Source organism: Actinokineospora iranica (assembly GCF_900101685.1).
Lineage (GTDB): Bacteria > Actinomycetota > Actinomycetes > Mycobacteriales > Pseudonocardiaceae > Actinokineospora > Actinokineospora iranica.
This window is the reverse complement of sequence record NZ_FMZZ01000010.1, coordinates 1-20244: the sequence shown is the minus strand read 5'-3', so window position 1 is coordinate 20244 and position 20244 is coordinate 1. Positions and strand designations below refer to the sequence as shown.

19 protein-coding genes are annotated in these 20244 nt (G+C 71.1%); 4 read left to right on the top strand and 15 right to left on the bottom strand.

All coding sequences use genetic code 11. The annotated features are described in order from the left end of the window. Positions 1 to 21 precede the first annotated feature (21 nt). The 5 genes from BLS56_RS20055 to BLS56_RS20035 form a co-directional block, all read right to left on the bottom strand. The gene (locus tag BLS56_RS20055) at positions 22 to 624 is read right to left on the bottom strand and encodes an SGNH/GDSL hydrolase family protein (protein ID WP_091453230.1); all 603 of its coding nucleotides are present in this window, start codon (positions 622 to 624) and stop codon (positions 22 to 24) included. Positions 625 to 708: 84 nt separating this feature from the next. Then, positions 709 to 1944, bottom strand: a complete 1236-nt coding sequence (locus BLS56_RS20050) for an NAD(P)/FAD-dependent oxidoreductase (protein ID WP_091453228.1) — start codon at positions 1942 to 1944, stop codon at positions 709 to 711. Between the two features lie 192 nt (positions 1945 to 2136). After that, complete coding sequence (locus tag BLS56_RS20045; protein ID WP_228771788.1) at positions 2137 to 3918, bottom strand: AMP-dependent synthetase/ligase; 1782 nt, start codon at positions 3916 to 3918, stop codon at positions 2137 to 2139. 69 nt (positions 3919 to 3987) lie between these two features. Further along, positions 3988 to 4929 carry a LysR family transcriptional regulator gene (locus tag BLS56_RS20040; RefSeq protein ID WP_091453226.1) on the bottom strand — a complete coding sequence of 314 codons (942 nt, stop codon included), beginning with the start codon at positions 4927 to 4929 and terminating at the stop codon, positions 3988 to 3990. Positions 4930 to 5049: 120 nt separating this feature from the next. Then, a complete protein-coding gene (locus BLS56_RS20035; RefSeq protein ID WP_091453225.1) occupies positions 5050 to 5577 on the bottom strand; it encodes a TetR/AcrR family transcriptional regulator in 528 nt (175 codons plus the stop codon). Between the two features lie 74 nt (positions 5578 to 5651). Here BLS56_RS20035 and BLS56_RS20030 point away from each other — a divergent pair, with 74 nt between their 5' ends. After that, positions 5652 to 6059: an ester cyclase gene (locus tag BLS56_RS20030; protein WP_091453222.1), complete on the top strand. Its 408-nt coding sequence runs from the start codon at positions 5652 to 5654 to the stop codon at positions 6057 to 6059. On the opposite strand, the gene BLS56_RS30750 is transcribed toward BLS56_RS20030, so the two are convergent. Continuing rightward, positions 6056 to 6319: a hypothetical protein gene (locus BLS56_RS30750; protein ID WP_228771787.1), complete on the bottom strand. Its 264-nt coding sequence runs from the start codon at positions 6317 to 6319 to the stop codon at positions 6056 to 6058. The two genes, BLS56_RS20030 and BLS56_RS30750, sit on opposite strands and share 4 nt — an antisense overlap. 806 nt (positions 6320 to 7125) lie before the next feature. Between BLS56_RS30750 and BLS56_RS20025 the strand changes: the two genes are divergently transcribed. Next, positions 7126 to 8154: a hypothetical protein gene (locus BLS56_RS20025; RefSeq protein WP_139190834.1), complete on the top strand. Its 1029-nt coding sequence runs from the start codon at positions 7126 to 7128 to the stop codon at positions 8152 to 8154. A 3-nt stretch (positions 8155 to 8157) separates the two neighbouring features. Here the strand turns inward: BLS56_RS20025 and BLS56_RS20020 are convergent, their stop codons facing one another. Further along, positions 8158 to 10071: a CocE/NonD family hydrolase gene (locus BLS56_RS20020; RefSeq protein WP_139190832.1), complete on the bottom strand. Its 1914-nt coding sequence runs from the start codon at positions 10069 to 10071 to the stop codon at positions 8158 to 8160. Positions 10072 to 10366: 295 nt separating this feature from the next. Here BLS56_RS20020 and BLS56_RS20015 point away from each other — a divergent pair, with 295 nt between their 5' ends. After that, positions 10367 to 11347: a helix-turn-helix domain-containing protein gene (locus BLS56_RS20015; protein ID WP_091453213.1), complete on the top strand. Its 981-nt coding sequence runs from the start codon at positions 10367 to 10369 to the stop codon at positions 11345 to 11347. Here the strand turns inward: BLS56_RS20015 and BLS56_RS20010 are convergent. The 8 genes from BLS56_RS20010 to BLS56_RS19975 are packed head-to-tail and all read right to left on the bottom strand — an operon-like array spanning position 11334 to position 18641. Beyond that, complete coding sequence (locus BLS56_RS20010; RefSeq protein ID WP_228771786.1) at positions 11334 to 12470, bottom strand: zinc-ribbon domain-containing protein; 1137 nt, start codon at positions 12468 to 12470, stop codon at positions 11334 to 11336. The two genes, BLS56_RS20015 and BLS56_RS20010, sit on opposite strands and share 14 nt — an antisense overlap. Further along, a complete protein-coding gene (locus tag BLS56_RS20005) occupies positions 12470 to 13027 on the bottom strand; it encodes a phage tail protein (protein WP_228771785.1) in 558 nt (185 codons plus the stop codon). Before BLS56_RS20005 ends, BLS56_RS20010 begins: the two co-directional genes overlap by 1 nt. Then, a complete protein-coding gene (locus tag BLS56_RS20000; RefSeq protein ID WP_091453210.1) occupies positions 13024 to 14973 on the bottom strand; it encodes a putative baseplate assembly protein in 1950 nt (649 codons plus the stop codon). Before BLS56_RS20000 ends, BLS56_RS20005 begins: the two co-directional genes overlap by 4 nt. Then, positions 14973 to 15377: a GPW/gp25 family protein gene (locus BLS56_RS19995; protein ID WP_091453208.1), complete on the bottom strand. Its 405-nt coding sequence runs from the start codon at positions 15375 to 15377 to the stop codon at positions 14973 to 14975. The genes BLS56_RS20000 and BLS56_RS19995 overlap by 1 nt, the downstream gene beginning before the upstream one ends. Next, a complete protein-coding gene (locus tag BLS56_RS19990) occupies positions 15374 to 15688 on the bottom strand; it encodes a PAAR domain-containing protein (protein WP_091453206.1) in 315 nt (104 codons plus the stop codon). Before BLS56_RS19990 ends, BLS56_RS19995 begins: the two co-directional genes overlap by 4 nt. A 27-nt stretch (positions 15689 to 15715) precedes the next feature. After that, complete coding sequence (locus BLS56_RS19985) at positions 15716 to 17491, bottom strand: VgrG-related protein (protein ID WP_091453203.1); 1776 nt, start codon at positions 17489 to 17491, stop codon at positions 15716 to 15718. Next, positions 17488 to 18195 carry a CIS tube protein gene (locus BLS56_RS19980; protein WP_091453201.1) on the bottom strand — a complete coding sequence of 236 codons (708 nt, stop codon included), beginning with the start codon at positions 18193 to 18195 and terminating at the stop codon, positions 17488 to 17490. Before BLS56_RS19980 ends, BLS56_RS19985 begins: the two co-directional genes overlap by 4 nt. Positions 18196 to 18215: 20 nt before the next feature. Beyond that, positions 18216 to 18641 (bottom strand): phage tail protein, encoded by a 426-nt coding sequence (locus BLS56_RS19975; RefSeq protein ID WP_091453199.1) that lies wholly within the window; start codon positions 18639 to 18641, stop codon positions 18216 to 18218. A gap of 505 nt (positions 18642 to 19146) precedes the next feature. Here BLS56_RS19975 and BLS56_RS19970 point away from each other — a divergent pair. Then, positions 19147 to 20085 (top strand): hypothetical protein, encoded by a 939-nt coding sequence (locus BLS56_RS19970; protein ID WP_091453194.1) that lies wholly within the window; start codon positions 19147 to 19149, stop codon positions 20083 to 20085. Positions 20086 to 20244: the final 159 nt, after the last annotated feature.

Sequence of the window (20244 nt, the reverse complement as noted above, 5' to 3'; positions counted from 1 at the left end):
CTCGGTGATCATCCGCGAACATCACGCGGCGACGAGCCCGGAGACCCGGGCCAGCAGGTCCGCCACGCTCTTGGCGAAAACTCGGTGCCCCTGGGGGCTGGGGTGCAGGCCGTCCTCGGACCACATGTCCGCGCGCGCCCACGCCGGGTCGGCGGCGATGTCCAGGCACAGGGTCCCGGTCTGGTCGGTGACCTCGCGCAGGACGGCGTTGGCCTCGGCGAACCGGCCGCGCAGCAGGGTGCGGAAACCCTCCGGCACGGGCAGGTTCGCCGGGATGTCGGGGTAGCTGGCGGTGACGACGGTGGTGTCCATGCCGGTCAGAACACCGAAGATCGAGCCCAGGTTGCGGCGGAACCTGATCGGGTGATAGTCGGTGACGAGATCGTTGACCCCGACGATCACCCCGATCAGCGGGGCCTTGCCCGCCAGCGCGCGGTCAAGCTGCTGGTCGAGCACGACCTGCGTGGTCGCCTGGTACGCGCCCAGGTTCCGCACGGCGGCGGCGGGCAGGCCGAGCGAGTCGGCCAGGCGCGGCACCCAGCCGTGGTAGCCGCCGCCCGGGCGGGGGTCGCCGCGACCCTCCACGAAACTGTCTCCGAGCACAGTCAGCCTGGTCGTGGGCATGCGGTCCTCCGCTGTCGGCAACGCTGATCGGGGCTGATCGGGGCTGATCGGGGTGAGTCGTCAGGAGAGATGTCCGGGAAGGACTCAGGAGGGGCTGTAGCGACGCTCGTCCGCGGGCATCCCGACCTCGTCGTAGAGCTCTTCGAGGTGGCCGGGGGCGAAGAACTCCTCGCCGTGGACGCCACCGGCGATCAGGCCGAAGAACTTCTTGGTGTAGGCCGGGCTCTGGCTGGTCGCGCGGAACACCGAGTCGTAGAACGGGGTGAGCTGGAGCTTCGCCAGGGTGCAGGTCAGCTCGAAGGTGCCGGAGCTTTCCTCGTCCCGGACCTTGATGTAGTCGGCCATCGCCTCGTCCATCGCGCGCTCGCCGGAGAGGGCTTCGTGCAGCCGGTCGGCCAGCACCTCGCCGTACTTGAACGCGTCGGTGATGCCCCAGCCGGTGAACGGGTCCTTGTGGTAGCCGGCGTCGCCGACCAGCGCCCAGCCGGGACCCGCGGAGGTGCGGTAGTAGTTGTCCGGGTAGCGCATGGGCCGCCACGGCTCCTCGCGCTTGCCCTTGCTCCGCAACTCCGCGCCCATCTCGGGCACGACCTGGTCGAAGACCTCCTGGAAGGAGCCCTCGACGTCGGCGCGGAACTCGCCGAACCGCTCCCGGCCGCGAATGATCGCCAGCAGGTTGAGCCCGTCGTTGGTGGGCCAGGTGCCGATCTGCTGCTCGCCGAACCCGGTGCGGTGGTGCATACCCCAGTCCAGGCCGCTGTGGTAGCTGTAGTAGATGAACCCGGCGGCGGGAACGACCCGGTAGAACTCGGCGCCGACCTTCTCCGCGACGATGGAGCCGCGCCCGTCCGCGCCGACGACGACGGTGGAGCGGAACTCGCGCTCGGGCCCGTCGCCCGCACGGCCCCGGATGCCCACCGCGCGGCCGTCCTCGAACAGGACGTCGGTCACGGTGAAGCCCTCGATGACCTCGGCCCCGGCCTCCCGCGCGCCGCCGACCAGGATCTCGTCCAGCACGGTGCGGCGCGGGCAGTAGACCGCGTCGACGCCTTCGATCGGGTCGGCGAAGCCCGCCAGGGAGATGCCGGTGTAGGAGAAGTTCAGCTTCCGGATCGCGGGCACGCCGGTGGCCACGACCTTGTCCAGCAGGCCCCAGGACTTCAGCCGGGAAAGACCTGCCTGGTGGATGTAGTGGGTGGAGACCGTGTCACTGGGGAAAGTCGAGCGGTCGACGACGAGGACCCGGTGACCGCGCCGGGCCAAGAGCATCGCCACCGGTGAGCCTGCGCAGCGCGCGCCCACCACGATTACGTCGTACATGTGATCTCTCACTTCTCCTCGCAGGCCGGATGAATTCGATTCTGCTAAGCCGCCGAATAAGGGTCAATGCGCCCGGGTCGGCCCCCATGGTGCGATTGGCTCGCACAATGACGACGGGTACGGGAAACCCGCCGGAAACATTTCGGGGTGAATTTCTCTTCCCGTTGCGCCGGTATTCACGTGCCGGACAGATCAATAGAGGGCGGCGACGTCCTCGGCGAAGGCCGCCTCGATGGCCGCGCGCCGCAGCTTCATCGACGGGGTCAGGTGCCCGTCGGCGACGGTGAAGTCCACCGGGAGCAGGCGGAACCTGCGGATCGACTCGGCGCGGGACACCAGCCCGTTGGCGTCGTCCACGGCGACCTGGACCTCGGCCAGCAGCCGGGGGTCCTCGCGCCAGGCGGGGTCATCGAAGCTGAGCCCGTGCTCGGCGGCCCACTGCCGCAGCGCGGGCTCGTCCAGGGTGATCAGCGCGGTGACGTACGACCGGTTGTCGCCGATGACCATGCAGTTGCTCACCAGCGGGTGCAGCCGCACCCGGTCTTCGAGCGGGGTGGGGGCCACGTTCTTGCCGCCGCTGGTGACCAGCAGCTCCTTGCGCCGCCCGGTGATGTAGAGGAAGCCGTCCTCATCGATGGCACCCAGGTCGCCGGTGCGCAGCCATGGGCCGTCCGAGCTGGGGTCGGGCCAGTAGCCGGGCGAGACGTTGGGGCCGCGCACCAGCAGTTCACCGTCTTCGGCGATGGCGATCGTGGTGCCCGGGATCGGCCTGCCGACACTGCCCAGCCGGTTGCTTACCGTCTCGTTGACAGTCACCGCTGTCGCGGCCTCGGTAAGCCCGTAGCAGTTCAGGATCCGCACGCCCATGCCCGCGTAGAAGCCCGCGGTGCTGTCGTCCAGCGACGCGCCGCCGGAGATCACGTAGCGGAACCGGCCGCCGAAGGAGTCGCGCACCCGTTGGAACACCGTGGCGTCCAGCGCCGCGTGCGCCTCGCTGAGCGCGGGCTCGACCGGCACGCCCCGGGCGACCGCCAGGCCAAGCTCGATCGCGGTCTCCTCGGCGGCCGGGTCCACCAGCGCGCGGGCCCGCTTGCGGATCTTCTCCAGCGCGTAGGGCACCAGGGCCAGGAACGTCGGCCGGAACACGGGCAGCTCAGGCAGCATTTCCGGCACTCCCGCGACCAGACCGGTGCGGGTGCCCGCGACCAGGCACGACAGCAGGATCGTGCGGCCGAACACGTGCGAGAGCGGCAGGCACAGCAGCGTCGCGGCCTGTTCGTCGCTCCCTTCGACCGCGGTGCGGAAAAGCCAGTCGGTCTGCTCGACGGTGTTCGCCGAGGACGCGTACATGTTGCGGTGGGTGAGTATGCAGCCCTTGGGCAGGCCCGTGGTCCCACTGGTGTACACGATCGTGGCGAGGTCGTCGGCCCGGACGGCGGCCACCCGCGCGTCCAGGTCGGGGTGCGCAACCTGCGCCCGCATACCCTCGACCTCGGCGAACAGCCACACCCGCGAGGCACCCGCCGCCGTCAGCCGGTCGGCGAACTCGGCGGTCTCGGCGAAGCAGACCCGGGCGCCGCTGTCGTCGAGGACGTGCCGGATCTGGGCGTCGGACGCGGTCGGGTAGATCGGCACGGTCACCGCGCCGATGGCCAGCGCGGCGAAATCGGCGACCGCCCATTCGTAGGCGGTACGGCCGAACACCGCGACCCGGTCGCCGGACGCGACACCGTGGCCGAGCAGCACACTCGCCACCGCCAGCACGTGCTCGGTGAATTCGGGGTAACCGATGTCCTGCCATTCCGCGCCGTTTTTCCGGCTCAGCGCTGGCCGACCAGGGTACTTCTCGACACCCTCGCCGAGAACAAAGAAGAGACCGGCGTCACTCGGCAGTTCGACCCCACTGCCGGAGAACGATGTGCTTAACAGGGAAATGTCGGAATTCGTCGTCCCGGAGAATGTCGGTATATTCACGTGAATTGATTCTCGGGATGCCACGGCGCTGGGGCAACACACGCGAGACGATCGGCCGGTTGGAATATCCTATCGCGCCGGGCGCGCGTCGGCGCGGCCGAAGGACGGATTCTGGAACGGCCCCACCGCCTCAAGGCAGTTGAGGAACGCCTCAGCCAGCGGGTTGGTGCTCGACCCCCGCCACACCGCGTAGAGGTCGACGGTGGGCACCGGGTCGTAAAGCTGCACCGCCACCGGCCGCACCCCGCCCGCCACTGACCCGACCAGCATCCCGCGCGATGCGGACGCGAAGCCGATCAGCGGCTTGATGGACACCAGGATCGAGGTGGCGCCCGGGTCGTCGAGCTTGTGCACGACGTTGAGCATGATGCCGGTGCGCTCGACGGCGGACAGGATCGCGTCGTACATCGCCGGGCACGTCTCCCGGTCGAACAGGATGCACGGCTGCCGGGCCAGCTCGGCGAACGGCACCCCCGGGCGGTTGGCCCACTTGTGCCCCTGGCCGACCACCGCCACCATCGGCAGCTGCAACAGCCGCCGGTAGTGGAAGTCCGAGGTCATCGGCCGGCCGTAGACCAGCGCCACGTCCAGCGCGCCGTCGGCTAACGCGGCCAGCTGCGGACCGGTGCGCTTCTCCTCCAGCGCGACGGTCACATCGGGGTACTCCGCGTGCATCCGCGCCAGCGTCGCGGGCAGAATGTGCTGCCCGGCCGGGAAGTTGTAGCCCACGGTGATCGTCCCGGTGCGCCCGGCCGCCGCCTCCCGCGCGGTGTGCGCGGCCTTGTCCATCTGCGCGACGATCGCCCGCGCCTCGATCTCGAAGGCGCGACCGGCCGAGGTCAGCCGTACCTCGTGGGACGTGCGCGCCACCAGCTCCACACCCAGCGTCCGCTCCAACCGCTGAAGCTGCTGGCTCAGCGACGGCTGAGTCAGGTGCAGCCGGGCGGCGGCACGTCCGAAATGCAGTTCGTCGGCGATGGCGAGAAACGAGACGAGATGTCTGAACTCCACCGAGACCTCCCCCGCGTGTCGTCCGCCAGGGTAGCGGCGCGGGGTAACTCCCGGTGAATCCCGCCTGCAAAGCGCGCGGCGAAGGAGTGACGTTCCCCAACGGCCCAGATGGACTGTTGATCACCGGGGCGCGAGACCAAGGCGCACCAAGGACAGCAGCGCCTCGGTCCGCTCCCCGCCGGGGTCGACCACCGCGATCCCGGTCGCCAGCGCCACCAGGTCCGCCACGTCCACGTCGTCCCGAGCCGCGCCGTCGCGCCGCGCCCTGGCCAGCAGAGCGGCCGCGGTGTCGCTCACCGCGCGGTGCCACTGCTCGAACAGAGCGGAGCGCTCCCCCTCGATGGCCAGTGCCAGTTCACGCTTGGCGGCCACGTGGGACACGAACAGCCGCAGCCACTCCGCCAGCGCCGCACCGGGCGAGTCGGCGGCGAGCAACGCCTCCCCCCGGCCGCACAGGTCGGCGACCTCGTCGGCGTACACCGCGACGATCAGGTCCCGCCGGGTCGGAAAATGCCGGTACAGGGTGGCGTTGCCGATCCCGGCCCGCCGCGCCACCTCGTCGAGCGCCGCGTCGATTCCCCGCTCATCGAACACTTTCCGCGCGGCGGCCAACAGCCGCTCACGGTTCCTCCGCGCGTCCGCCCGCACCGCACTCCCTTGCCAACCGGAGACACCTCCGCTTAGAGTACCTAAACGGGGACTTCCCCGGTTAGGAGGAGAGCATGCTCAGCGCGGCGGAAGTCCACCGGCGAATAGTCGAGATGCACCCGCAAGCCCTCGCCACCGGCGAACTGGCCCCAGCCCTCGCCCTGGTCGACCCCGACGTCATCGACCACCGCGGCGGCTCCGACGGCGACCACCACGGGATCGACGCCTGGCGCCGCAAGTGGGAAACCGCGATGGCGGCGGACAACAGCTTCCACGACACCTCGGTCACCATCGAGCAGAACGTCACCGCGGGCGACATCTCCGTCAACCGCTACACCAGCCGCGGCACCCACACCGCCACCGGCAAGCACTACGCGGTGCACAGCATGGACATGATCCGAGTCCGCGACGGCAAGATCGTCGAACACTGGGCACTCCAAGACACCGACGCCATCCGGCACCAACTGGGCCTGGACAGCTAAGACTGTCCATAAAGGTCAACAACGGTGTAGTCGCCCAGTTCCCGGACCAGCTTGGAAGCGAGAGTCCAGCGGATCGCGGGGTCGGCGAAGGACACCACGTGGTGGTCGATGGGAACAGGAGCGGGACGGCCGGTCCGGTAACGGAGACCGTCCACCCCGTAGAGAGCGAACGATCCCGCGCGCAGAAGAATGTGCCCCTGTCGCAGCGCTGGGCCGCCGAGAAGTTCGTCCGCATAAGCAATCCCGCCCCCGCGTTCCACGATCGGCGGACTGTCAGCGCACTCTTCCGCGCTCCACGTGGCGATGTACGGGACGACCAGCCCGGCCCGCGCTCCGTCCGCTCATGCTCCACCACCCACCGTTGCTCCCGTGGCCCAGCGGGGCTCCGGTGCCAACAGCGCGCTCGCGGGGAAATCCGACGGCGGCGCCCCAGGCTCTCCCGAAGCGGGAACGGCCACGAGTTCCCCGACAAACCTCGGCGCCGCCAGTGCCCTGCTTCGCCCAGACGATGCCGCCGCCCGCATCCGGCGCCACCCGCATTCCGAGCACCCACCCCGCGCCGAAAACGAAGACCACATCGGTATGCCCCACTTGACCACGACTGGCCGCGACACCGAGCACGCGGTCGTTCTCACTGAGCGAGTGGAAAACCCACCCGTCATCCCGGGCGGCCAGCACGTCGCACAACTCCGGTTGGCGGGTCAGGGCGTCGGCTTGGGCGATGGTGGTGTGCGGCATCCGATCGGCTCCCAGCTTGGCGTCAGTGGCTGGGCATCCAGCGCCGAACGGGATCGCCGCCACGATCCGGGGCAGTGGTCGGGGAGCGGGCCGCCGGGAACCACTGCCCCACTTGCGGCCGAAGTTGGCGACCCTGCTCGGGATCGACCACCGAGAGCTGGAGAACTTGCTGACGGACGGCACCGGGCAAGAGCCGTCGAGCACCCCCGACATGGTCAGAGCCACGGACAGCAGCGGCACGACGCCCGGCCGAGCGAACCTGGGACTCGTTTACTCCGCGTCGATAACCACTACCGTTGACGTCGTAGCCGAACTCGGGAGAAGTGACATGGAGCGAAGGCAGTTCCTCACCGGCGCGGTGTTCAGCGTGGCGGCTTCGCTGGCCCCCAGCCATGATTGGCTCATCGCCACTCTGGATGAAACCGCCACCCAGGCTCGAGGCAAGGTGGGTTCGGCGCAAGTCGCGGCCATTCGGCGAACCTTCGCGGTCTTCCAGGAACTCGACGTCATGCGCGGCGGCGGGTACGCCCGCCAACAGCTCACCGCCTACCTCGAACAGACAGTCGTGCCGCTGCTCCGAAACAACAACCCCGACACCGACACGGGCCGCGAGCTGTTCGCAGCCGCGAGCGAACAGCTCTACCTACTGGGCTGGATGACCTTCGACAACCGAGAACACCCGCTGGCGCAGCGCTACCTCATCCAGGCTCTCCGCTTGGCCGAAGCCGCCAAAGAAGTCGAACTCGGCGCGCACATCCTCGCGGGCCTGTCAAACCAGGCCACCGCCACCGGCCACCCCGACCAAGGCGTCCGGCTGGCCAAGACCGGCGTCGCCGCACTGAACCGGGGCCACTCGCCCGCCTGCCTGGCAGACTTGCTCGCCCTGCAAGCTCTCGGCGAAGCCGCGATGGGCGACAGCAAGGCCAGCACCAACAGCATCCTCCTGTCCGAGCAGGCTTTCGAGAAGTCCGACCCAGCGAACGAACCCGAGTGGGCACGCTTCATCGACACCGCCTACCTCACTGGCGAATACGCCAACGCCTTCCGCGACCTGGAACGCCCCACCGAAGCCGCCGCCTTCGCACGCGAGTCCGCCGAGGACGCCGCCAAACAGAACCGCGCGCGGCGCAGTGCCTTCGCCCACGCGACCCTTGCCCGCGCGGCACTGGCGGCCCACGATCTGGAAGCCGCCGCGACAGCGGCCCGGACAGCCACCAAGCTCGCCGCCACCGTCAAGTCAAGCCGCTCGGTGGACGCCGTCACCGACCTGCGAAACCGCCTCACCCCACACAAGGACTCACCCACGGTCCAAGGCTTCTTCGATGAAGCCGACGTCTTGATGCCCGCGCTGGTGTAGGTGTCAGCCGGAGAACGCCGATGCCGGGGCCAGGGGGATCTCGATCAGGGACGGAACGGTCGGGCCGTGGTGGATGCCGTAGAGGCCGCCTAGTTGGTTCAGCAGGGGTTTCGGCAGCGGCAGCAGGCGCGGTGTGTCTGTTGTGGACACTGTGATCCGCAGGCGGTGCCCCGGCTCCAGTCTGGCGAAAGTGGGCGCGATCTCGATGTCATGGCGGACCAAAGCGCCCACCGGGACGGGTGTGGCCGCTTCCCGGGTGTACGGGTGGAACGGCAGCAGGTAGTTGCCGTCCGGGGCGAGCCAGCTGCGGGTGGGGTCGACCGCGCGGTGTGTGCCCGCGAGGGAGCCGGACGTCAGGGGGGTGGAGGCGCCGTTGGGGGCGATGTCGGAGACGGTGACGGTGAGCTGGGTGTCCGGGCGGGTGGAGGTGGCGTGGACGGTGGCCGCGATCGGGCCCGCGAGCACGGTCGGCTCGGTGAACGGCGCTGTGGTGTAGGTCGTGGCCAGCGGTGGGAGCTGGCTGAGATTGTCGTTGCCCGCGCAGGGTTCCGGTAGTCCCAGTGCCCGCAGTGCCACGATGAGGCCGCCCGCGGTCGACTGGTCGAGGCCGCGGTTGCAGGGGACGCCGAGTGGGGAGTGGACGAGCAGGTCGGCGCGGTGGACGGGGGCGCGTTCCCGGGTGAGGCCACCGGCCTCGCGCAGGTGCAGGGGTGTGGGGTGGGCTTGGGGGAACGGGAAGTGGGTGGCCCCGACCCAGCGGTCGCCGCCGATCTCGGCCAGACGCATGGGGGGACCGCTGATCCCGGTGTCGATGCCCTTGAGCCAGTGGTCGAACCATTGCAGCCGCAGCGCGTCGAGGTCGACACCGGCGCCGACGGTGACGTGGTGCCACTGCCCCATCAGCAGGCGGTAGCGCGGGTCCGCGGGGCGGTCGGGCCGCATCGGCTCCCCGGTTCGGCCGCCTGCCGCGAGGGATTGCAGGTCGCTGTAGAGGTGGAGTTGGCCGCGGGCGAAGACGTCGTCCCAACCGCCGACCAACTGGATCGGCACGCCGGTTCGGACGACGTCGGGTAGGACCGCGCGGGTGCTGCGCGCCTGCCAGAACGGGCCGTCGTAGGCCAGGTCGCCGTCGGTCGCGCCGTTGAGGATCACCTTGGCGTGGAAGGACAACAGGCCCGCGACCCGGTCGACCAACACCTGGGCCAGGTCCGGGTTGCCCGCGGTGCCCGCGTTGACCAGGTGCATGAGCGCGGTGAGGCCCAGGTAGACCGCGTTGGAGCCGAGGCCGAACGTGCCGCCCGGGAACACCATGTCGCGGAAGGGATCGAGGCTCGGCATGACCGGAAACAGCGCCCGCACCGGTGAATCCGGGCCGAGCGCGGCCAGGGTGAAGAACTGGTTGATGGCCATGTAGGACGATCCGGTCAGACCCACGACGCCGTTGGACATCGGCAGCCCGGCGGCCCAGCGGACGAGCGCCGCGCCGTCCTCGGCCTCGCGCGGGCCGAGGAAGTCCCAGGTGCCCTGCGAGCCGCCGGTGCCGCGCACGTCGGCGACGACGTTGACGTACCCGCGCCGCACCAGGTAGGTGTCACCGCCGCCGATCAGGGTCAGGGCGCCCGCGTCCGGGTCGCTCAGGCCCGGCGCGGCCTCGGCCAGCGCGCCGTACGGGGTTTGGCTCAGCACCACCGGAAAGCGCCCGGGGGCCGGGGCGCCGGTCTCGTCGGTCGGGTAGTACACGTCGGCCCGCAGGACGGTGCCGTCGGACATCGTCACCGGGACCTCGCCCTGTTTGCCCACCCCGTACCGCTGCGGCCCCGGCGCCCACGCCGCGTTCGCCCGCTGCCCGGAATCCACAAGGAAAACACCGGCCAATGCGACAACGGTGAGCAGCCGGGCGAGAATTAATGTGGGCACGCCGCTGTTTGTACCTCTGTTTCCTCGGGAAAAGCAAGAAAAGTCCCCCAAAGCGACGAAGCGGAACCGCTTTCGGTCGGCTGCGCGCGGGCGCCTACCCCGCGGACTCGCCCGACCAGGTCATACCCGTCGGTAACGCTACTCCCAAGTATGCCGGAGAGACCGCGCCGAGCACTTGACACCGAGTGCACAACTCTTTGATCCGGAGTCCACATCGACATTCACCGCGACACCTCGCGGCCTTGCCCACGGCTATCCACTATCGTCCGCATCGAGACACCCAAGGGGGAAATACATGATCGAGACGGTGATCCGGACCGCGGACGTGCCCGCCGAGGACCGGTTCGAGTACTGGCGCGACAACCTGCGCCGGATGCACGCGCCGATGGACCTGGTCAGCGCGCACAGCGCCGATTTCCGGGCGAGCCAACGCATTCTGCGGTTCGGTCCGGTGTCGGTGCTGACCGCGGCCTACCAGCCGCTGGTTTTCCGGCGCACTCCCAAGCTCATCCGCCAGTCCGACCCGGAGATGTACCACCTCGCCCTGGTCACGCGCGGGAGAGGCGGCGCGACCTGGGACGACCACGAGGCCGAGTACCGCGACTACGACCTGCACTGCAACAACTCTTCGCGGCCCTGCTCGGTCTGGGTGGACGACGAGCAGGACATGATCGAGAGCGTCGGCGTCAAGGTCCCCAAGGTGCTGCTGCCGCTGCCGAGGACCAAGGCCGACCAGGTCGTGGGACGGCTGATGTCAGGCCGGGACGGGGTGGGCGCCCTGTTCGCGGGCTTCGTCACCCGACTGGCCGAGGACGCGAGCACATACCAGCCAGCCGACGGGCCCCGCCTGGGCGCGGTCCTGATCGACCTGATGTCCGCGGTGTTCGCGCACATCCTCGACGCGAACGACCGCCTGTCGCCGGAAAGCCACCAGCGCGTCCTGGTTATGCGCGTCCGCGCCTTCATCCGCCAGCACCTGCACGACCCGAAGCTCACCCCGGCCGTGATCGCCGCCGCCCACCACATCTCCACCAGCTATCTGCACCGTCTGTTCCAACTCGACGGCGTCACGGTGATGGCCTGGATTCGCCAACAGCGCCTCGAACACGCCCGCCGCGACCTCAGGGACCCCGCCTTGCGCGCGGTTCCGGTCAACCAGATCGCCGCCCGCTGGGGCTTCACCCACCACGCGGCCTTCACCCGCGCCTTCCGCGCCGCCTTCGGCACCTACCCGACGGCCGACCGCGCCGAACCGCCGCCGGTCAAGGACGCATGAAGAACTCCACCTCGCCCAGCGCGACGTGCCTGCCCGCGCCCAGCCCGACGGCGGCGCGCACGACCACGCGGACCCGCACCACGTCGCTGACCCCGAGGTCGGTGCGCTGCGGCCCGGGCTGGTCGGCCAGCGGGACCGGCACCGTCCGGGTGGCGCCGTCCGCTGAGGTCAGCACCAGGTCCAGCGCGGCGGGCCGGGCCTGGGCGAAGAAGTCCTCTTCCTTCGTCGACGCCCCCGCGTGCACCACGACGGTCAACAGCCGAAACGGCCCGGCGAAGCCGAACTCGACGGCGTCCCCGACGGCCGGGGCGCCCCAGTACCGGTTGGACAGCCCGTCCGCCGCCGCGGCGGCCGGGTGACCGGGCACCTCGGCGGTCGCCGTCGTGCCCGTGGGACCGATCGGCGCCGGGGTGGCCGTCCGGTCCCGAAGGTCCTCGACCAGCCCCTTGACGTGCGGAAACAGCAGGAACCCCGCGACCACCAGGACCGCGACCACGATCAGCGCGACCAGCCGCCGCAGCCACCGCGAGCCGTCGCCCCGCCACCGCCACCGCCGTCGCGACGGCCCGTCCTCGGCGCCGCCGTCCGACCCCAGCGGAGCCGCGCAGCGCCGACAGAACCGCCTGCCCGGCGGATTCGCGGTGCCGCACACCGGACAAGGCGGCCCTTCGACCACGGCCTCGGCAGACGAACTGGGCAACGGTCGCCGGGCGACTGGCAACCCCGGCTGCACCGGCCCGAACTGGGTGTCCCCCGCCGCCGCGAGATCTCTCCTTGGGCGCTCGTCCGCGGTGCCGGATCCCCGCTCCGCGGAGCCCGCGACAGCGTCCGACACAGGCGATTTCGGCCCCGCGTCACCGTCCCGTTGCCCCACCGCGCGCGCGTCGCCCTGCCCGCTCGCCCTGTCGTCGCCCGGGTCTGGTCCGTCCCGGTCGCCGGTTTCCTCATGCCCGCTGTTTTCCTGCGCGTGCGCCGCTGGTCGAGTGCCTGCCGCGTCCGCCGCCTCGCGCGTGCCTGGGGCAGGGGGTGCGTCCTTGAGCCAGCCGAGGTAGGTGCCGCAGTTGCCGCAGAAGTCGTCGGTGGCCTGGACGGGGGCGCCGCATTGCGGGCACGACAACGACATCAGGCTCCTCCCTCCGGCGCCTCGGTCAGCACCTCGACCGCGCAGGCCACGTGCACCGGGCAAGCCGCGGCGACCAGCGCGGCCACCCGGGCTCGGTCGACCTCGCCGGACCGGCCCGGCCACACCCGCACGACGACCGTGTCCACCGCCGCGCCGGGCAGCGGCGTCCCGGGGGTGCGCGACCAGGCCGCGCCGGGACCGTCGAGCACCTGCGCGCGCACGCCCAGGGACAGCTCAAGCCGCTCGACCAGGCCGCGGGCCGTGCCGCGCCAGCGGTGCAGTTCGACGGCGCGGCCGACCACCACGCGCCGCAGCGGCTCCGGCCAGGCGGGGTCAAGGCGGGTGGCGACCCAGGACGCGAGCCAGGACAGGAAGTCGTCCGGGGCCAGGCGCGGGTCGAGGTAGCCCGGCAGATTGTCCATTGTGGACACGATCGCCGACAGCACGGCGTCGAGGCCGCCGGTGAAGCGCTGGGTGAACTCGTCCCCGGCGTACATGGCCGGGAGCAGGCCACCGAGCGGGTGCCTGCTCGCCAGGCCCGGCAGCGCGGCCCTCACGACGGCCCCGCCGCGAGTGTGACCACGACCTGGTGCTGGTGGGAGAACACGAGCGCGTTGGCGGCCACATCGACGCGTTCGACCAGTCCCCCGCGTTCGCCGGTCAGCGGGTTGGCGGGAAACAACCGCACCTCCTCCACCAGACCCACTCCAGGAACCTGTTGCAGCACCGCGAACACCTCGCCGAACTGCACCGGTCGTCCGAACTGCCAGCCGATTCCCTCTGGGCCACCGCGCAACGGGTTGAGGTACCGGTAAAGCGCGTCGAGCGCGGCCTCACGCACCTCGTTGGCCGCCGTGCTCGCCACGAGCCGCGCGACGACCGTGACGCCCTGGTAGTCCGGGGGTTCCACGACCAGGCGGGTGCCCAGCAGCCGCCGCTCGTCCAGCCGCCGCGCGATCGAGGCGAGCATCTCCGCCGCGGGCGCCAACTGCTCGAACCGCAGCCGATCCCCGCGATCGGCGACGACCTCCGGCACGACCAGCACCCGCGCCGCCCCCGGCTCACCGTCCACCGGCAGGCACCGGACGCGGGCTGCCGACGGCGCGGCCAGCCGGGCGATCTGCTCGTAGTCCTCGGCCGTCACCGCCCGCTCCTGCAACCGCAACTGGTTGGGAGCACGCAGTTTCGCCTCTTCGACGGTCTCCCCGTCCACCCCGCCGACCGCGGCCTCCCGGTTCTCCACTGTGGCCACGTACGGAACCGAGCTGCGCAGCACGGAAATCGCGCCGCGCGCGACGTTGCCCGCGCGGCCGCCGCCGGTGCGGTAGCGCGGCACCTGGACGACGGCGCCCTTGGCAGGCACCGCCCCGTACTGGCGCAACCTCCCGTCCGCTTCGCGCACGGCGGGCGGGAACAGCACCTCGCCGCTGGTCGCGTCCAGCACGACGTGCCGGTCGTCCGGGCCGGACGCGCCGAAGTGCTCCACCACCGTCCAGTCCACCCAGCCATCCACAGTGGACACCCGGACGACGATCGGCGCGCCGTCGAGCAGGACCGGGGTCCTGGCCAGGGCGAACCGCTGCCCCGGCACGCCAGCGGACTCGCCCAGCGGCACGTCGGTCACGGTCTCGGCGTGCTCGACGGTCGTGGTGGCGCCGATGGTGAACGCCTCGGCGACCCGCACGGTCGGCGACTCGCTGTAGAACGGCTGCCCCGGCTCCGGTTCCGTCACCCGGCAGCGCAACCAGCCCGCGCGGTTGCCCGCGATGACGGACGTGGTGTGCCCCGGGGGAACGTGCAGCACCACCTCGCCCGGCCGGTTGAGCCCGCCGGTGCTGTCCTCGTCGGCGGCGCACCGCGCCCAGCCCTGCCCGTCCCAGGCCTCCCACACCAGCGGCGGCTGCCGGGGGTCGACGCCGATGCCCTCGACCCGGCTGTCCAGCCGCAGCACCACCACGCAGCGCGGCACGGCGGCGGACAGCCCGAACAGCGTCACATCGCCCGCGACCGGCGCGGGCTGGAAACAGGGAACGTCCTTGCCCGCGTCCAGATCCTTGGTGCGGTCGGCGTGCTCGCCGCCCGCCGAGCGGGTCACCAGCCTTTCCAGCGCGCAGGGCGGAACCGGCAACTCGTCGACGGTCGCGAACACCACCGCCTCGGCGTTGTCCGTCCGCGCGGTCGCCACCTCGGTTCCCCTCGGCAGGGCCACGGTTTCCGGCTGCGGGGCGGAAAGCCAGAAGGTGACCTCCGCTTTGGCCGCCGCCGGCGGGAACAGCCGCACGCCCAGCAGGTCGAGGAACGCGATGTAGTTCTTGTCCGGCACGCGGTTGAGCCGGTAGACGAGTTGGTCGACCATGTGCGCGAACGTCTCGATCAGGGTGACGCCGGGATCGGAGACGTTGTGGTCCGTCCATTCCGGACACCGTTGCTGCACGTACCGCTTGGCCTCGTCCACCAGGTGCTGGAAGCGGCGGTCGTCCAGGTTGGGCGCGGGGAGCACCATCAGTCGCTCCCGTCGGAGGGGATGGTGTAGAAGGGGAAGACGAGGTTGCGCTGGTCGTTGGTGGACCGCACCGTGTAGCGCACATCGATGTAGAGAGTCCCGACGTCGACGGCGTCGAACGCGACGAGCACGTCCGTGGTCTCGATGCGGGGCTCCCACCGGTCGAGCGCGGCGCGGACCTCGTAGGCGACGCGGCCCGCGGTGGCGCCGTCGGCGGAGGCGAACACGTGCTCGTGGATGCCGCAGCCGAACTCCGGGCGCATCGGCCGCTCACCGGGCGCGGTGCCCAGCACCAGGCGGATCGCCTCCTCGATTTCCTGTTCCCGTTCCACCATCCCGATTCCGCCGGTCGGGCCGACCCGCAGCGGGAAAGCCCAGCCCCGACCGATGAACCGCTCGCTCACAGCGCACCTCCTATCTGGACGGTCATCTCTCCCAAGAGGATGGTCGCCTGGCAGGTGGTGCTGTCGCCCGCCTTGGCCGCGGGCAGTCCGCCGATCAACACCAGCCCGGTCGCCGCGGGCCGGGGCGTGACCACGTTCGCCGGGCCGAGGGCGGCGTGCGGCGGCACGACGCAGATGTGCGTGCTGCCGACGACGGCGGCGGGTTTGCCGCCGATCAGCACGGTCGACACCACGGCCGCCGCCGACGCAGGAGGCGGGCCGATGGCGCCCCCGTGCGAGGTCTTGTCTCCCAGTCGAGCCGCGGCGGGCATGTCCTACTCCTTCATGTGCCTGGTGGTTCAGTTGATCCGGACGATCCGGCCCTTGAGCACGGCCTGCGCCCCGCCGTCGACGGACACCGACGCGGTGCCCTCGACCGACACCGACCGCCCCTTGAGCGTCAGGTCGCCGCGCTTGGCGTCGAGGGTGATGCCCCGGTCGGTGAGCGTGACGGCGCTGAGCACCCGGCCGCCGCCCCTGGCCCGCACGGTGACCTCGATCGTCCCGGTGGTCTCATCGATGTGGATCGCCAAGCGCTTGTCGCCGCTGGCGATCCGCACGCCCGACGCCGTGGTCCCGTCCAGCAGCTCGATCCGGTTTCCCTTGCGCGACACCAGGGACCGGCGGTTGACCCGGCCGCTTCTGCGGTCCACCAACGGAACGTCGTGCGGTGATGGACTGTCGACGCCGTTGTAGAGACCACCGAGGACATACGGCCGGTCCAGGCTGCCCTGCTCGAACCCGACCAGCACCTCGTCGTTGACCTCGGGGCTGAACACCCCGCCGCCGCCATGCCCGCCCAGCTGCACGGTGCGCACCCAGTCGGTCACGTAGTTGTCGTCCAGCCACGGGAACCGCAGCTTGACCCAGCCGCGCTCGGCCTTGCCCACTTCCTTGATGTCGGTGACGATCCCGATCGCGAGACCGGGCATCTTCTGGCTGCGGGCGGGCGCGTTGCCGCCGGTCACCAGGCCCGCCAGCGAGCGGTCGGGCGACGCGCTGACCATGACCGTGGTCCGGTATCCGCCGCCGGGTTCGAGCACGTGCCGCACCGCGCTTGCCGTGTATTTCCCGGAAAACGCCGGACCCGCGTTGCCCAGCGCCACCGGCACGCCCGCGCGCAACAGCGGGTTTCCCTCCACGACGGCCTCGATCTCGCCGAATCCGGCGCTCACCGCGGAGGCCAGCGACCGGGCCGCCGCCGCCGTCTCGGCCTGGGTGCCATACGGAGCGTCGGCGACCAGCATCCGGGCGCGGGCCCCGAACACCGCGCCGACCTTGGCCGCGGGCAACCCGGGGGCGACCGTGGTGCTGGTGACAGCGGGCTCCACGGCCACCAACGCTTTCTTCGTCGCCACGTCCCACCCGCGCACCTCGACCGCGCCCACCTGGTCGGCGCTGGTCAGCGACGCCCGCAGGGACATCAGGTTGCGCCCGTACTCCAGCACGAACGGGTTGCGCAGCGACGGGGTGCCCGGCGGCGGGGCCGTCGCCGCGGGCTCCGGTTTGCTGAACTCGATCCGGCCTTTCCCGTCCACACGCACGATCGCGCCGTGCTCCTGGGCGAGGCTCCGCAGGAACTCCCAGTCCGAAACCCCAGCTTGGGTCAGCTGCGTGTAAGTGACCGTCCCGGCCTGGATTCGGCCGACGGACAGGCCCGCGCCCCTGGCCACCTTGCGCACGATGTCCGCGGCGGTCATGTTGCGGAACGCCTCGACCTTGCGGCCACGGAAAAGCCGGTGCGCCTTGGTGAATCCGCGCACCACGGTGAACGAGCCGGTCGGGTCCGCGTCCAACTCCAGCGCGGTCACCTCGCCCTCGAACAGCACCTCCTGCGCTTTGCCGGACGCGGTGGTGACCGAGATCCGCAGGACCGTGCCGATCGTGATGCCGGTCGCGGTAAGGAACTCGTGGTCAGGGTCGCGGAACGTGAGGACGGCGGTGTCGGGCAGGCCCACGTTCTCGTCCACGACACAGCTCACCAGCTGGGTGATCCACGGCTTCGGCAGCGCACCGGGCGCCTCGATCAGCGGATACGCCGAGTACGACCGGGCCGAGAGCGCCGCGGCGGTCACCAGGCGCCGTCCTCGTCGGCCGAGGGGACCAGCAGCTCCGCGCCCGGGACCAGCACCAGCGGGTCGTCGATGCCGTTGGCCTCGGCGATGAGCCGCCACGCGGTGGCGTCGCCGTACTCGCGCCACGCGAGCTGCGGCAGGCTGTCCCCGGCGACGACCCGGTGCGTGCGGCGCGCCACCCGCGACCCGGACGTGGGATTCTGCCCCGGCGCGTCCGCGCTGGCTTCCTCGATCGCCAGGGAACAGGTGGCGCGCAAGGGTTTTCCATCGACGTCGAACAGGGAGTAGTTGACCGAGAAGCTGGACAGGACCCCGTCGAACGAGGTCGTCTTCGACGTGCCCCACTCGAATCGGATCCACGGGCTCGCGGGCTTCTTGTTCGCCAGGCTGCGCGGCGTCGGCACACACGCCAGCATGAGCTGCTCCACCTTGCGCTCAACGGAATTGTCGTGCGTCGCGGTCGCGTCCAGGAACACCTCCAGCGACAGCGACCGCGGCCCGCTGCCGACGAACTCGGGAAGCGCGGACTGACTGGCCATCCGCGACGGCTTGCGCCGCCACTCCGTGCTCTTGGTCAACGCCAACGTGTTGGGGTTGAACTGAAACGGGACACGGGCGATCTGCGCGCCCGGCTTCGCGCCGACCTTCGCGGGCGGCTCCATGATCGTGAGCTGCGCGCGGGCCAGGCCTGCCCCCGAAGTCATCGCCACCGTGCTCCCCTTTCTCAGGACGCCCGCAGACCCTCGTGGGCGAACTCCAACGTCTCCACCGCGGCGGCCGAGTCGGCCGGGTCGAACGAGGGCCCCTGCCACCGCACCGGGACGATGCCCAGCACCTGCCACCGGGTGATCGGCGTGAGATCAGGGGTGAGCGCGACGATCTCGCCGTTCTTGCGCTCCACCCGCTCGATCACCTCGGTCATCCACCGCACGACCTTCACCGACGCCGCCGTCACCGGCCGGGTCATGGTGATGTTCGACCACGTGATCCGGGTCGGCAGTTGCCAGGCGAACCCGTTGTTCCCCCCTTCCGCGAACTGCTCGACCTCCATCTGCGCGCCCATCCCCGAACAGGTGTGGAACGCCCCGAGGTCGTTGCCCGCGATGGACAGCTGGAAGAAAACGGTGCTGGCGAACACGGTGTCGGTCATGGCTCGCTCCTCTGCTCACCGACTGCGGTCATGCGGACGTCCGGCGCGTTCCCTGCCGTGGCGCAGTTCCGCGCGCAACAGCCTGCTGACCGGTTCCAACAAACTCCGGGCCAACTCGTCGAGGTCAAGCTCGTCTCGCGGCCGTTTCGCGTCTGGCTTGCGCTCCTGCGACGCCGATGGGGAAGGCCGCTGCGGCGGTTCGACGGCGCGCGGGGCGATGGGCGCCTGCCGCGATGGCGCGGACGGGAGGCCCCGCGCTTGGATCACTGGCGCGGTCACGGAAAGCGGCCGCGCTTGTGACACGGCTGAGGACGGGGCTGCTGTGGGGCTTGTGGAGGTGGCGCGCCGCACTGAGGGCTCATGGGGAGCGTCAGCCTGGGGCGGAGACCACCGGGGACGGACAAGTGCTGGCGCGCTTGCCTTTTCCGGCGCGGGTGGCGCTGTCAGCCTGGGCGTCAGGGGGCGGTCGGGGAGGATCGGCAGCACGCGGCGGAACACCGGACCGATGCCCTGGGACGCGGGCTGGCTCCGGAGCGAGGCCGTGGCGGGGCTTCCGGCAAACGGGGTTGTCGGCGCGGTGTTCGGGATCGCGGAGGCCGTGGCGGGCACAGAGGTCAAGGGCGTAGAAGGCGAAGCTGTCGAGGTGGCGGCCGCGCGCGCGGACACCGTGATCGCGGGCGCGGCGATCAGGGGCGCAGGGGACGCAGTTCCGGAAGCCGGGGTGGCCGGGCTCGCGGGGGCGGCGGTGGCCGCCGGACTCGCGCCGGTCGGGCTGGCGGTCGGCGGACCTGGGGAGGTGGGGGCCGCGCTGGGTGGGCCCGGAGCCGCAGCGGCCACGGGTGCGGCGGTCTGGGCGGTGGGAGACCAGCCTGCGGCACTCAAAGCCTTGGTCGCGGACCTCGCGACGATCAGGGGCACGATGGTCGGGGCAGAAGACGGCGAACTCGTGGCGGGCGGGCCTACGGCTGTCGAGGCCGTGGCAGCCGACCTTGCGACGGTCAGGGGAGCGGTGGCCGCAGCGGGCGAGACAGCGCCTGCCGACGCCGGGGCGGTCCGGGCGGCTGGGCCAGTCGATGCCGTGCTGGGTGATGATGTCGCTGAGGCCGGGCTCGTCGTGGCCGGGCTCGTCGTGGCGGATCTCGGTGTGGCCGGGCTCGGTGTGGCCGGGCTCGCGGTGATCAGGGGCGCGGTGGTTGTGGGCGGGATGGTCATGGGCGTGGTGGTCATGGGCGTGGTGGTTGTGGGGGCGGTGATCGGGGCAGCGGTCGGCGAAGCCGTGGTGCTTGAACCGGTGGCGGTGGGGGACGCGGTGGAGGTCTGGCCACCGGCGCCGGTCCGGCCTGCGAACCCGGATGGGCTGCTCTCCCGGCGCTGGATGTTCCGGAGGCCATCCGCGCGGCCCTCGAACGCGGTGGGAGGACGCGTGGGCGAGACGGTCGGATGAGCCAGGCTGGTGTTCGACGCGTCCGGCATCGCCTGGGTCGGAGGCGGGCTCGGCACTGATTCGGTCGGAGAACTGGGGCGGGGCGGGCTCGGCGTGAACGGCCCGGGCACCGGCGGGCTGGGGCTGGGGCTGGGGCTGGGGCTGGGGCTGGGGCTGGGG

Coding starts and splice junctions, on each gene's coding strand:
- BLS56_RS20055 (WP_091453230.1), bottom strand. CDS start 624: ATGCCCACGACCAGGCTGACTGTGCTCGGAGACAGTTTCGTGGAGGGT.
- BLS56_RS20050 (WP_091453228.1), bottom strand. CDS start 1,944: ATGTACGACGTAATCGTGGTGGGCGCGCGCTGCGCAGGCTCACCGGTG.
- BLS56_RS20030 (WP_091453222.1), top strand. CDS start 5,652: ATGCTCAGCGCGGCGGAAGTCCACCGGCGAATAGTCGAGATGCACCCG.
- BLS56_RS20025 (WP_139190834.1), top strand. CDS start 7,126: ATGGAGCGAAGGCAGTTCCTCACCGGCGCGGTGTTCAGCGTGGCGGCT.
- BLS56_RS20015 (WP_091453213.1), top strand. CDS start 10,367: ATGATCGAGACGGTGATCCGGACCGCGGACGTGCCCGCCGAGGACCGG.
- BLS56_RS20010 (WP_228771786.1), bottom strand. CDS start 12,470: ATGTCGTTGTCGTGCCCGCAATGCGGCGCCCCCGTCCAGGCCACCGAC.
- BLS56_RS20000 (WP_091453210.1), bottom strand. CDS start 14,973: ATGGTGCTCCCCGCGCCCAACCTGGACGACCGCCGCTTCCAGCACCTG.
- BLS56_RS19990 (WP_091453206.1), bottom strand. CDS start 15,688: ATGCCCGCCGCGGCTCGACTGGGAGACAAGACCTCGCACGGGGGCGCC.
- BLS56_RS19980 (WP_091453201.1), bottom strand. CDS start 18,195: ATGACTTCGGGGGCAGGCCTGGCCCGCGCGCAGCTCACGATCATGGAG.
- BLS56_RS19975 (WP_091453199.1), bottom strand. CDS start 18,641: ATGACCGACACCGTGTTCGCCAGCACCGTTTTCTTCCAGCTGTCCATC.
- BLS56_RS19970 (WP_091453194.1), top strand. CDS start 19,147: ATGCCCTGGGACGCGGGCTGGCTCCGGAGCGAGGCCGTGGCGGGGCTT.